The sequence below is a fragment of the Methylobacterium sp. 17Sr1-1 genome (assembly GCF_003173775.1).
Taxonomy (GTDB): Bacteria; Pseudomonadota; Alphaproteobacteria; order Rhizobiales; family Beijerinckiaceae; genus Methylobacterium.
This window is the reverse complement of record NZ_CP029552.1, coordinates 1703844-1716138: the sequence shown is the minus strand read 5'-3', so window position 1 is coordinate 1716138 and position 12295 is coordinate 1703844. Positions and strand designations below refer to the sequence as shown.

Annotated in this window: 10 protein-coding genes; 9 read left to right on the top strand and 1 reads right to left on the bottom strand. The window is 69.9% G+C overall.

What is annotated here, in order from left to right; translation table 11 throughout:
* Positions 1–40 precede the first annotated feature (40 nt).
* The gene (locus tag DK412_RS07660) at positions 41–379 is read right to left on the bottom strand and encodes a hypothetical protein (protein WP_204165523.1); all 339 of its coding nucleotides are present in this window, start codon (positions 377–379) and stop codon (positions 41–43) included.
* 755 nt (positions 380–1134) lie between these two features.
* Between DK412_RS07660 and DK412_RS07655 the strand changes: the two genes are divergently transcribed.
* The 9 genes from DK412_RS07655 (at position 1135) to fghA (ending at position 12290) form a co-directional block, all read left to right on the top strand.
* On the top strand, positions 1135–1953 hold the full coding sequence (locus DK412_RS07655; RefSeq protein WP_109971471.1) for an IS5 family transposase: 819 nt from the start codon (positions 1135–1137) through the stop codon (positions 1951–1953).
* Positions 1954–2440: 487 nt separating this feature from the next.
* A complete protein-coding gene (locus DK412_RS07650) occupies positions 2441–3823 on the top strand; it encodes an MFS transporter (protein WP_109971470.1) in 1383 nt (460 codons plus the stop codon).
* 142 nt (positions 3824–3965) lie between these two features.
* The gene (locus DK412_RS07645) at positions 3966–4982 is read left to right on the top strand and encodes a TRAP transporter substrate-binding protein (RefSeq protein WP_245447466.1); all 1017 of its coding nucleotides are present in this window, start codon (positions 3966–3968) and stop codon (positions 4980–4982) included.
* A gap of 109 nt (positions 4983–5091) precedes the next feature.
* Positions 5092–6273, top strand: a complete 1182-nt coding sequence (gene solA / locus DK412_RS07640; RefSeq protein WP_109971469.1) for an N-methyl-L-tryptophan oxidase — start codon at positions 5092–5094, stop codon at positions 6271–6273.
* 112 nt (positions 6274–6385) lie between these two features.
* A complete protein-coding gene (locus DK412_RS07635) occupies positions 6386–7402 on the top strand; it encodes a GGDEF domain-containing protein (RefSeq protein ID WP_109971468.1) in 1017 nt (338 codons plus the stop codon).
* A gap of 434 nt (positions 7403–7836) precedes the next feature.
* On the top strand, positions 7837–9048 hold the full coding sequence (gene repA, locus DK412_RS07630) for a plasmid partitioning protein RepA (protein ID WP_109971467.1): 1212 nt from the start codon (positions 7837–7839) through the stop codon (positions 9046–9048).
* Between the two features lie 57 nt (positions 9049–9105).
* Positions 9106–10080 (top strand): plasmid partitioning protein RepB, encoded by a 975-nt coding sequence (gene repB / locus DK412_RS07625; RefSeq protein ID WP_109971466.1) that lies wholly within the window; start codon positions 9106–9108, stop codon positions 10078–10080.
* 179 nt (positions 10081–10259) lie between these two features.
* Entirely contained in the window at positions 10260–11393 is a 1134-nt protein-coding gene (locus DK412_RS07620; RefSeq protein WP_109971465.1) for an S-(hydroxymethyl)glutathione dehydrogenase/class III alcohol dehydrogenase, read from the top strand.
* Between the two features lie 63 nt (positions 11394–11456).
* Positions 11457–12290: an S-formylglutathione hydrolase gene (fghA, locus tag DK412_RS07615; RefSeq protein ID WP_109971464.1), complete on the top strand. Its 834-nt coding sequence runs from the start codon at positions 11457–11459 to the stop codon at positions 12288–12290.
* Positions 12291–12295 lie beyond the last annotated feature (5 nt).

Below are 12295 nucleotides of genomic sequence, written 5' to 3'. Positions count from 1 at the left end.
ACGGAGGCCAATAAGTAGAGATGCCTTCAGCCCGCCCGGCTCACCCCGGAGCGGGCGTTTTGCTGTCCGGGCCCGGCCACGGCTTCGGATCCATCTTCCACCCGGTCTCGGCGGTGAGGCGCGCGTAGTGCGCGGCCATGTCCATCATCACGCCGATGCGCTTGCTCTGGCAGGTCGAGCAGCGCAGCCGGAGCGCGATGTCGGGGATGGGTAGGTCGGCCGGGAGCCGGTCGGTCGAGACGACCGCGTGATGCCCGCAGTCGTGGCAGTGGGCCGAGATCGTGGTCTCGCCTTGGGCGCGGGCGGATCCGACGGTGGGCGGAGCGATCTCGCGGCCCTCCTCGTCGTAGGCACGGCGTGGGTTGCGACCGCGCCTCACCCCTCATCCCCGCCGTTCATCTCCACCCGCGCCCGCGCCCGATCATAGTCATAGGCTCCCCGGATCAGCTCCTCGTCGAGCGGGTCGGCCGGATCCAGGTTCGCCCATGCCGGCCACCACGCGTGCCGCTCGCGGGCGTGGTGAAAGTTGTATCCGATTGATTTCTAAGCATTGCATGGAAACAAAGAGGCTGATACATCTGGCGAACTAAGCCTCAGCAATTTATCTCCAGCCGGGCCTAAAGCTTTCGCCTAAGTTGAACGAAGGCGAGCCATGGCGTACCCAGCGGCATCCAATATGTTTGCCCTTTCGGATCGCCTCACAACCCGTCAGCCCGGTGCTGGCGGGTTTTTTGTGTTTGTCCAGCCGGTCACGACACATCCCGGCCGATGACGAGGGTCAGCGGCCCGCGTGACTGCAAGTCGACATACCAGCCCGCCCGGCTATGCCACGACGGGCTTCTTTAGGGCCACATCAACAATGGACGATAGAAAGTAAGCTTGTAGATGATCGACAACAAAAATATAATCCAGGCTATGTGGATCAGGCCGATGGTAACAGCGAGAGCAAATCTCATTAAGTGGTGAAATCTATGAGGCTCTACATAGCTATGAGCATGACCCCTGTTAGCCTCGTGCCGCAACGCTCGTCCCCCTTAGACCCCGTTTCAGAACGAGTGTGCAAGCTTGGGCATTGGGTGAGCGGCAGGCGTCGCGGGTGTTGGGGGAGTGTCTGACGCTCACCCGAGAGACCCGATGTGGACGCCCGCCGCCCGTGCCGAGCTTGTGCGCGAAACCTTGCCGTATGCAACCTGCCTGAGCGACGCCGAATGGGCCGTGCTCGCGCCGCTGCTGCCCGCCCCGGCCCGGACTGGCCGCCCGTGGCTCTGGTCGCAGCGCGCCGTCCTCGACGGCATCCTCTACGTCCTGCGCACCGGCTGCGCCTGGCGCCACCTGCCGCTCGACTTCCCACCCTGGGGAACGGTGTACCGCTGGTTCCTGCGCTGGGCCGAGGCCGGCGTGTTTGAGCGGCTGGCCCATGCCCTAACCCTGGCTGATCGCGAGCGGGTCGGGCGCGAGGCCGGACCGACGGGGGCGATCCTGGATGCGCAGGTCGCGCGCTCGGGTGGCGTCGGGGTCAAGGGCGTGCGCGGCTACGATGCCGCCAAGCGCGTCGTCGGCCGCAAGCGCCATGCGCTGACAGACACCGACGGCCGCCTGCTGATGGCCGCGGTCTCGCCCGCCGACTTGCATGACAGCCACGGTGGTGTCGCGCTCCTGCGGGCCTCGCGCCAACTCTGGCCGTTCCTCGCCCACTGCTTTGCCGATCGCGCCTATCGGGGAGAGCGGGTCGGCACGTCCACCACCATCACCGTCGAGATCGTCGAGCCCGAGGACGGGCAGACAGGTTTTGCGGTGCAGCCAAGACGCTGGGTAATCGAGCGCACCCTGGGCTGGATCAGCCGCTGCCGCAGGCTGGCGCGCGATCACGAGGCCACCGTCTCCTCCGCGCTCGCCTTCTTCGTGCTCGCAGCCGCCATGGTTCTCGTCAGGCGTCTCGCACGAGCCTTATGAAACGGGGTCTTACGATACTGCGAGGAGTGCGTTACAGGCCAAGTTCTTCACGACAGCTCGCGAGAGGAAGTTTGTGCGTTCTCGCCTGATGATGACCCACCTCCGTGACAGCGCGGCACAAGCCTGAAGATGTCGTCGTTAGGCTGCGGCAAGTGGATGTTCTGGTCTCGCAAGGCCGGAGCGGGCCTGAGGCGATCCGGGCCATGGGCGTGACTGGCCTTCGAGACACCCGGTAGGCGTGACATCAGGGCGATGGGGAAGGACACCTGGTTCTCGCTCATGACTTGGGAGGTGAGGATCGAACCGGGCTCGTCGCGCGTCTTTTGGACTCTCGGGGTGTTCCGACATCCTCGGTTGAAGCGGTGCGATCCGCGGCAACGCCGGGCTCCAGCAGGGAAGCCTTGCACCCAACCCGCTTGCCAGCCGCGCATCCTGGACACATTCAGGACCGGTGCCGCCCCTCCCCCCTCCCCGCCCCTCCCCCGACATGCCCCCAACCGAACCACCGGCCCGCGAAGGCCTGCCGCCGGCCCGGCGCCGGCAGGCGATGGCCGCGGTGCTCGCCGGCGTCGCCCTCGCCACCCTCGACACCGCCATCGCCAACACCGCGCTGCCGACGATCGCGGCCGATCTCGGCGTCGACCCGGCCGATTCGGTCTGGATCGTCAACGCCTATCAGCTCGCCGTGGTGGCGACGTTGCTGCCGATCGCGGCGCTCGGCGAGATCGTCGGGCAAAGGCGGGTCTACGTGGTGGGCCTCGCGCTGTTCACGCTCGCCTCGCTGGTCTGCGCGCTCGCCTGGTCGCTGCCGGCGCTCGTCGCCGCGCGGGTCCTCCAGGGCGTCGGGGCGAGCGCGCTGATGGCGGTCAACGTCGCGCTGATCCGCTTCATCTACCCCACCCACGAGCTCGGGCGGGGCCTCGGGCTCAACGCCTTCGTGGTCGGCGTCGGCTTCGCGCTCGGGCCGACGGTGGCCTCGCTGATCCTGGTGGCGGCGCCCTGGCCGTGGCTGTTCGCCGTCAACCTGCCGATCGGCCTCGCGGCCCTGGCGCTCGCCCGGCGCGCATTGCCGGAGACGGGCCGGGCCGGCCACGCCTTCGACCGCGGCGGCGCGCTCCTCACCGCCGCCACCTTCGCGCTGTTCGTGCTCGGCCTCGGCGAGGCGGCCCATGCCGGGCCGCTCTGGCGCGTGCTGGCGGAATTCGCCGGCGCGCTCGCCTGCGGCGCGGCGCTCCTGCGCCGCCAGGCCGGCCACCCCGCCCCGATGCTCGCCGTCGACCTGTTTCGGCGCCCGCTCTTCGCGCTCTCGGCCGCGACCTCGGTCTGCTCCTTCGCCGCGCAGGGGCTCGCCTTCGTGTCCCTGCCGTTCCTGTTCCAGCATGCGCTGGGGCGCTCGCAGGTCGAGACCGGCTTCCTGATGACGCCTTGGCCGGTGGTGGTCGCCCTGATGGCGCCGATCGCCGGGCGCCTGTCGGACCGCTACCCGCCGGGCCTGCTCGGCGGCATCGGGCTCGCGATCCTGGCCGCCGGCATGGCCTCGCTGGCAGCGCTGCCGGCCGAGCCGAGCGTCGTCGGGATCGCCTGGCGGATGGCGTTGTGCGGGGCCGGCTTCGGCTTCTTCCAGGCGCCGAACCTGCGCGCCATCATGACGAGCGCGCCGCAATCCCGCGCCGGCGGCGCGAGCGGCATCGTGGCGACCGCGCGCCTCCTCGGCCAGACCACCGGGGCGGCCCTGGTGGCGGCCTGTTTCGCGGTCGCGGCGGCGCACGGCCCGGCCCTGGCGCTCGGGCTCGGCGCCGCCTTCGCGGGCATCGCCAGCGTGGTCAGCGTGGCGCGGCTTGCCGTGCGGGCGGGACAGGGGGCGGGGTGATCGCCCGACCGCCCGCGCGCGTCCCTCGTGCCGGTGGACGGGGTGTACCGGCCTAACCCCCGGCCCCTGTCGGAGCGGCCCGCGCCCGGATACCCTCGCGGGCGAGGCCGGGGCCACACCGGCCTTGGAGGGACGAGACGGGATGCCGACGCGCCGAACGATCATGCGGGGAGCCGGGGCCGGCCTGCTGCTCGGCCCCCTCCCCTTCCGGCGGGCGCGGGCCGGAACCGATGCGCTGCGGCTGAGCATGGGCTCGCCGATGCCGCAGGCCCACCCGGCCACCACCTGCCTCGTCGAGGCGCTCGACGCGATCCGCCGGGACAGCGACGGCCGGATCGACATCACGCTCTATCCCGACAGCCAGCTCGGTAGCGAGCCGAGCATGCAGTCGCAGCTGCGCTCGGGGGCGATCGCCTTCACCCTGTCCTCGGCGAGCTCGCTCCAGACCCTGGCGCCGCTCGCCGGCATCCCGGGCGTGGCCTACGCCTTTCCGGGCTACGTGCCGCTCTGGGCCGCCCTCGACGGCGGTCCGCTGAGCGAGCGCATCCGCGACTCCCTCGGGAAGTTCGGGCTGAAGGCGTTCCGGCTGGTCGATAACGGATTCCGTGACGTGATCACCAGCGTGCGGCCGATCGAGACGGTCGCCGACCTGCACGGCCTCAAGATCCGGGTGCCGCCGAGCCCGCTCCTGACCGCGCTGTTCCGGGCGCTCGGCGCGGCGCCGACCACCATCAACCTCGCCGAGACCTACGCCGCGCTGCAGACGCGGGTGGCCGACGGGATGGAGAACTCGCTGCCGCAGATCGAGGCGACGCGGGTCTACGAGGTCCAAAAGTACCTCTCGCGCACCGGCCACTCCTGGGACGGGTTGTGGATCCTCGCCCATGGCCGGACCTGGGACGCCCTGCAGGCCGACGCGCGCGACCTGATCGCGCGCCACTTCGACGCCGCGGTCGAGCGCCAGCGCCAGGCCTTCGTCCAGATGAACACCCAAGCCGAGGCGCGGCTGCGCGCCAAGGGCCTCGCGGTCAACGCGCCCGACCGCGCGCCCTTCCGGGTGGCGCTCGACCGGGCGGGCTACTACGCCGAGTGGAAGGCCCGGTTCGGGGCGGAGGCCTGGGCGGCGCTGGAGCGCCATACCGGACCGCTCGGGGGGTAACGCGCGAGCCCTGCCCTGCCGGGTCCCCTGCCCTGCCGCCGGGATCCTTGCCGAGGGAGCCCTGTCTCGGGCAGCCTGCCGGCGAACCGAACGAGCGGGGCTTTCTTCGATGGGTGAGCGGGCGGATTTCCTGGTGATCGGCCTCGGGGCGATGGGCAGCGCGGCGCTCTACCAGCTGGCGAAAAGCGGCGCCTCGGTGATCGGCCTCGATCGGTTCGCGCCGCCACACACGATGGGATCGAGCCACGGCGAGACACGCATCACCCGCCAGGCGATCGGCGAGGGCCGCGATTACGTGCCGCTGGTCCTCGAGTCGCACCGGATCTGGCGCGAACTGGAGGCCGAGACCGGCGAGGACCTGCTGGAGGCCTGCGGCGCGCTGGTGATGGCGCCCGGGACCGGGACCAACTCGCATCACGGCAAGCCGGATTTCGTGCAGAACTCGATTCGCGCCGCGCGCGAGTTCGGCATCCCGCACGAGGTGCTGGACGGGCGCGAGGTCGCCCGCCGCTTCCCGCACTTCCTCGGCCTGACCGGCAGCGAGGTGGCCTATTACGAGCCCGGCGGCGGCTATGTCCGCCCGGAACGCTGCATCGCCGCGCAGCTCGCCCGCGCGGCCGCGCTCGGCGCCACGATCCGCACCGGAACCGAGGTCCTGTCGATCGCGGAGGACGGCGACGGGGTGCGCGTCGAGACCTCGGCCGGCACGGTCCATGCCGGCGAGGTCGTGGTCTCGGCCGGCGCCTGGACGGCGCCGCTGCTGGCTGCGCCGTTCGACCGCCTGCTCGGCGTGAAGCGCCAGCTCCTGCACTGGTACGCCCTCGACGACGACAGCGCCTACCGGGCCGACGCCCCGGTCTATATCTGGATGCACGGCACGACGGACACCGACTACTTCTACGGCTTCCCGCCGCAAGCCGGCGAGGCCAGCGTCAAGGTCGCGACCGAGCAATACGCCGCCGGCACCACCGCCGATGCCGCCGACCGCACGGTCCGACCGGAGGAATCGGCCGAGATGTACCGGCGCCACATCGCCGGGCGCCTCGCCGGCGCGACGCCCCGGGTGGTCCGGGCCGCCGCCTGCCTCTACACCGTCACGCCCGACCGGGGCTTCATCATCGACCGGCACCCGGCCCAACCCCGCGTCCTGGTCGTGTCGGCCTGCTCGGGCCACGGCTTCAAGCATTCGGCCGGCATCGGCCTCGTCGCCGCCGAGCTTCTGACCGAGGGACGCAGCCGCATCGACGTCCGGCCCTTCGCCCTCGACCGGTTCGCCTCCGCGCCCGCCTGACCCCGGCCCGGGCCCGCTCCATAAAGACCTAACGGCTCGACGCTATCATCGAGGCCGCGATACGCTATCACGTCGAGCCGTCCAGGCTCGACCGCACGACCCCGCCGCTTCGATGATGCAGACCACGCCACCTCGTGGCGACCTCGCGATGCAATTGTTCGATCTCGCGCCCACCTCGCTGTGGCTGCAGGATCTGAGCGCCTTGAAGACCTGCCTGGACGGGTGGGCGCGCGAGGGCATGACGGACCTGCGCGCCTGGCTGCGCGATCCGCAGCGCCTGCTGACCTGCCAGACCCTGATCCGCATCGTCCGCATCAACCGCCAAACGCTTCTGACCTACGAGGCGCGGGACGCGGCCGAATTGTTCGGGCACATCCCCGCCCTCTTCCACGACCCGCACGCCACCGCGCTCGTCGACGTCCTGTGCCAGCTCTGGGGCGGCGCCACCCAGGCGCGGCTCGTCACCCGCAACCGCACCGTCACCGGGCGGGTGATCGACGTGAGCTATGCCGGCCAGATGCTACCGGGATCCGAGGCGGCCTGGGACCGCTACCTGATCTCGATCGAGGACATCACCGCGCGCGAGGAGCAGCGCCGGCGCGAGGAGGCGCGCCTGACGAGCTTGAGCCTCACCGATCCGCTGACCGGCCTCCTCAACCGCGCCGGCTACGAGGCGGATCTCGACCGGTTCGAGGGCGAGCCTCCGGTGCCGGTCTCGGTGATCGCGGCCGACCTCAACGGGCTCAAAGGAGCCAACGACCGCCTGGGCCACGAGGCCGGCGACGCGCTGATTCGCGCCTTCGCCATGATCCTGGTGAACCACGCCCCGGCGCCGGCCCGCATCGCCCGGGTCGGTGGCGACGAGTTCGTTGTCCTGCTGCCGCGGACCGGACCCGAGGCGGCGGCGGCCCTGGTGGAACGGATCCTCGCGGCGATCGAGGCCGCGGGCCCCGCCCCGCTCAGCGCCGCCCTCGGCGCCGAGACCTGGACCGGCGAAGGATCGCTCCGGGCCGCGATCGCCCGGGCGGACGCGCGGATGTACGCGGCCAAGCGCCGGCATTACGGCGTTGCACCGGACGCAGCGTGGAGCCCGGTTGACGGGCCGGACGGTCTGCCGCGCCACCACTGAAGCGGCGGTTTGACAGCCGTGCAGATCGGGAGAAAACCCTGATGCGTCCGAGGGTTGGTGCAGGTCTGTGGCTGCGGGCTATGGCCGCGGCACGAGTGCCGGCCCGTGTGGGCAGAGCGATCTGCAACCCTCTTGGTCATCCCGGGGCTCGCTGCAAGCGAGAACCCGGGATCCATAATCGCGGACGATGCAGAACCCGGCGATAACCGTTCTGCCTCACGCTGAGCTGCCGGCGGTTATGGATCCCGGTTTCCGCTGCGCGCCCCTGGGCTGACCGAGGAGGGCGTCATGGTCTTCCGCCGCCGCGATCGCACGCGCCCTCGCCGTTAACGATTCGTCAACCTTAAAAAGCTTGGCCGCAAAGCGGGAATCCCCTATAATAACGCTTGTGACGGGGATTCGCCCGGAAAAGCGTTACTCAGGGTACAGCGCGGATGGACATGCCGGTGCCAGCAGAGGGCATGGAGGCGGTCAGCTTCCATGACATCATACTCCGTCAGGGCGGCCTCATCTCCGACAAGCTGAGCATGCTCCGCATGGAGCATCACCCGCCCAACGCCACCAAGGGCCTGCGCCCGTTCACCCTGGCGGAAGCCGCGTATTTCCTCGGCGTCACGCCCTCCAACATCAAGAAGCTGCACCTCGAGGGCAAGGGGCCGGTCCCGGCCACCTCCTCGTCCGGCCGGCGCTCCTACTCGGCCGAGCAGATGCTGGAGCTGCGGACCTACCTCGACCGGCACGGGCGCTCCGACCTCAAGCGCTACGTGCCGCATCGCCGCGCCGGCGAGCGGCTGCAGATCATCTCGACGGTGAACTTCAAGGGCGGCAGCGGCAAGACCACGACGGCGGCGCATCTCGCCCAGTTCCTGGCCCTGACCGGGCACCGGGTGCTCGCCATCGACCTCGACCCGCAGGCCTCGCTCTCGGCCCTGCACGGCATCCAGCCGGAGCTCGACAAGGCGCCCTCGATCTACGAGGCCCTGCGCTACGACGACAACAAGCGGCCGATCTCCGAGATCATCCGGCCGACCAACTTCCCGGGCCTCGACATCGTGCCGGCGAGCCTGGACCTGCAGGAATACGAGTACGACACGCCGCTCGCCGCCTCGAACCGCAACCCGGAGGGGCGCACCTTCTTCACCCGCATCACCAACGCCCTGAAGGAGGTCGACGAACGCTACGACGTGGTGGTGATCGATTGCCCGCCGCAGCTCGGCTACCTGACGCTGACGGCGCTCACCGCCTCGACCTCGGTCCTCGTCACCATCCATCCGCAGATGCTCGACGTGATGTCGATGAGCCAGTTCCTGCTGATGCTCGGCGGCATCCTGAAGTCGATCGCCGATGCCGGGGCGGCAGTGAACCTGCAGTGGTTCCGCTACCTCGTCACCCGCTACGAGCCGACGGACGGGCCGCAGGCGCAGATGGTCGGCTTCATGCAGGTGCTGTTCCCGAAGAACATGCTGCGGACCCAGATGCTGAAATCGACCGCGATCTCGGATGCCGGCATCACCAACCAGTCGCTCTACGAGGTCGAGCGCGGGCAGATGATCCGCTCGACCTACGACCGCGCCCTCGAATCGGTGAACGCCGTCAACGAGGAGATCGCCAGCCTGATCCACCAGGCCTGGGGGAGGCGGGTTTGACAGCCGTGCAGAACACCGGATTCGTCTGCCGCCGCAACGGGATGGGAGTCACGCGCGATGCGTAAGAACCTCCTCGCCAACATCCTCGACGCGCCGGTCTCCACACCGAGCACCGATGTCGCCCATCGCGGCGCCGCCCGGTCGATGACGCGCTCGATCGAGGAGATGGCCGAGAACACGCGGCGGATGTCGGACGGCGAGGCGATCGTCGCCCTCGATCCCGCGCTCGTCGACGCCTCCTTCGTCTCCGACCGGATCGACGAGGACGACGAGGATTACGCGCGCCTGCGCGACGCGATCGCCGAGCACGGCCAGTCGACCCCGATCCTGGTGCGGCCGCATCCGGAGCGGCCGGGGCGGTTCATGATCGTCTACGGCCACCGCCGGGTGCGGGTGGCGCGCGAGCTCGGGCGCGAGGTCCGGGCCGTCGTGAAGTCGATCGAGGACATCGCCCATATCGTCGCGCAGGGGCAGGAGAACGCCGCGCGCGCCAACCTGTCCTTCATCGAGAAGGCGTTGTTCGCCAGGAAACTCTCCGGGATGGGACAGAGCAAGGCCACCATCAAGGCGGCGTTGACGGTGGACGACACGCTCCTGTCGCGGATGCTGTCGGTGGCCGAGACGGTGCCGGCCCCGGTGATCGACGCGCTCGGCGCCGCCCGGGGGATCGGTCGCGACCGCTGGGAGGAGCTGAAGAAGCAGGTCTCCCACCCGGCGAAGGCCGAACTCGCCCGCGAGGTTGTGCAGTCGTCCGACTTCCTGGACAAGGATGCACCCGAGCGCTTCGGCCACCTGCTGGCCGCGGTGAAGGCCGGGCGCAAGGCCCCGCGCCGGCCGGCCGAGCCGCATTCCGTCACCTGGGCGGCACCCGACCGCGCCGTCGAGGCGACCTGCCGGCGATCGGGGAAGAGCTTCAGCCTGTCCCTGACCTCATCGGAGGCCGGGGCCTTCGGCGAGTACATCGCGGCCCAGCTGGAGCGGCTCTACGGCGCGTTCCGGGAGGCGAAGGCCCGCGACCGGTCGGGGGAGTAAGGCGCGATCGTCTCCCGATGCGAAGCATCCCGACTCTGGACTAAAGTCTGCTCTCCCGCGCCGTTGCGGGCTTCGACAAATCGCAGCACAGATCGGACCACTCAGCGAGCGGTCCGAGCCGCCGCCCCGCTAGATGGGGCACCCCGCTCTCACGCGAAGACGATCCGGTTGGAGACGATATGAAGACGCGCGCGGCCGTTGCCTGGGAAGCCAAGAAGCCCCTCACCATCGAGACCATCGACCTCGAAGGGCCGAAGCCCGGCGAAGTCCTGGTCGAGGTGATGGCCACCGGTATCTGCCACACCGACGCCTACACGCTGTCGGGCCTCGATTCCGAGGGCAAGTTCCCGGCGATCCTCGGCCACGAGGGCGCCGGCATCGTGCGCGAGGTCGGGGCCGGCGTGACGACCCTGAAGCCCGGCGACCACGTCATCCCGCTCTACACGCCGGAATGCCGCAACTGTAAGTCCTGCCTGTCGCGGCGCACCAACCTCTGCACGGCGATCCGCGCGACACAAGGCCAGGGCGTGATGCCCGACGGCACCAGCCGCTTCCGCTGCGACGCGACCGGCGGGAGCCCGGGCGCGAACACCGTGTACCATTACATGGGCTGCTCGACCTTCTCGAACTTCACCGTGCTGCCCGAGATCGCGCTGGCGAAGGTCCGCGAGGACGCCCCCTTCGACAAGATCTGCTACATCGGCTGCGGCGTCACCACGGGCATCGGCGCGGTGATCTACACCGCCAAGGTGTGGCCGGGCGCCAACGTGGTGGTGTTCGGTCTCGGCGGCATCGGCCTCAACGTGCTCCAGGGCGCCCGCATGGTCGGCGCCGACAAGATCATCGGCGTCGACATCAACCCCGACAAGCGGGCGATGGCCGAGAAGTTCGGCATGACCCACTTCATCAACCCCAACGAAATCGGCACCGACAAGGTCGTGCAGGCGATCCTCGACGTGACCGGGGGCGGGGCCGACTTCTCGTTCGACTGCACCGGCAACGTCAACGTGATGCGCCAGGCGCTCGAATGCTGCCACCGCGGCTGGGGCGAGTCGATCATCATCGGCGTGGCCGAGGCCGGCCGCGAGATCGCGACCCGTCCGTTCCAGCTCGTCACCGGCCGGGTCTGGAAGGGCTCGGCCTTCGGCGGCGCCCGCGGCCGCACCGACGTGCCGAAGATCGTCGACTGGTACATGGAAGGGAGGATCAACATCGACGATCTCATCACCCACACCATGCCGCTCGAGGACATCAACCACGGCTTCGACCTGATGCACGAGGGCAAGTCGATCCGCTCGGTGGTGGTGTTCTGAAGGCCATGAGCCCGGCGGCGCGCCGCCGGGCTCGACCGAGAGGCGAGGGGGGATCACGGCATCATGGAAACAGTGTCCAAGGCGCGCGCGCACGGCGGCATCCAGGGCGTCTACCGGCACGAGGCCGAGGCGACGCGCTGCCCGATGACCTTCGCGGTCTACCTGCCGCCCCAGGCCGAGACCGGAAAAGTCCCGGTGCTGTGGTACCTGTCCGGCCTGACCTGCACCCACGCCAACGTGATGGACAAGGGCGAGTACCGCCGCGCCGCCGCCCGGCACGGCATCGCCATCGTCGCCCCTGATACCAGCCCGCGCGGGCCGGACGTGCCGGACGAGCCCGACAACTGGCAGTTCGGCTGCGGCGCCGGCTTCTACGTCGACGCGACGCAGGCGCCGTACGACCGCCATTACCGCATGTGGTCCTACGTCACCGAGGAGCTGCCCGCCCTCGTCGCCCGCGAATTCCCGGTCGACATGGATCGCCAGGGCATCTTCGGGCACTCGATGGGGGGCCATGGCGCGCTCACCATCGCCTTGCGCCACCCCGACCGCTACCGCTCGTGCAGCGCCTTCGCACCGATCGTCCAGCCCTCGACCGCGGGCTGGTCGAAGCCCGCCCTCGCCAAATACCTCGGCGAGGACGAGGCCGCGTGGCGGCGCCACGACGCCACCGCGCTGATCGCGGACGGCCACCGCTTCCCGGAATTCCTGGTCGACCAGGGCACGGCCGATTCCTTCCTGAACGACGGCCTGCGCCCCTGGCTGCTGGAGGAGGCGTGCCAGAAGGCCGGGATCGGGCTCACGCTCAACATGCGCGAGGGCTACGACCACTCCTACTTCTTCATCTCGACCTTCATGGACGACCACATCGCCTGGGCGGCGGAGCGGATGCGTTAGACGGG

Bases quoted from the DNA above. Each gene is read 5' to 3' on its own strand.
- DK412_RS07655 (WP_109971471.1), top strand. From the start codon at position 1,135: ATGTGGACGCCCGCCGCCCGTGCCGAGCTTGTGCGCGAAACCTTGCCG.
- DK412_RS07650 (WP_109971470.1), top strand. From the start codon at position 2,441: ATGCCCCCAACCGAACCACCGGCCCGCGAAGGCCTGCCGCCGGCCCGG.
- DK412_RS07645 (WP_245447466.1), top strand. From the start codon at position 3,966: ATGCCGACGCGCCGAACGATCATGCGGGGAGCCGGGGCCGGCCTGCTG.
- solA (WP_109971469.1), top strand. From the start codon at position 5,092: ATGGGTGAGCGGGCGGATTTCCTGGTGATCGGCCTCGGGGCGATGGGC.
- DK412_RS07635 (WP_109971468.1), top strand. From the start codon at position 6,386: ATGATGCAGACCACGCCACCTCGTGGCGACCTCGCGATGCAATTGTTC.
- repA (WP_109971467.1), top strand. From the start codon at position 7,837: ATGGACATGCCGGTGCCAGCAGAGGGCATGGAGGCGGTCAGCTTCCAT.
- repB (WP_109971466.1), top strand. From the start codon at position 9,106: ATGCGTAAGAACCTCCTCGCCAACATCCTCGACGCGCCGGTCTCCACA.
- DK412_RS07620 (WP_109971465.1), top strand. From the start codon at position 10,260: ATGAAGACGCGCGCGGCCGTTGCCTGGGAAGCCAAGAAGCCCCTCACC.
- fghA (WP_109971464.1), top strand. From the start codon at position 11,457: ATGGAAACAGTGTCCAAGGCGCGCGCGCACGGCGGCATCCAGGGCGTC.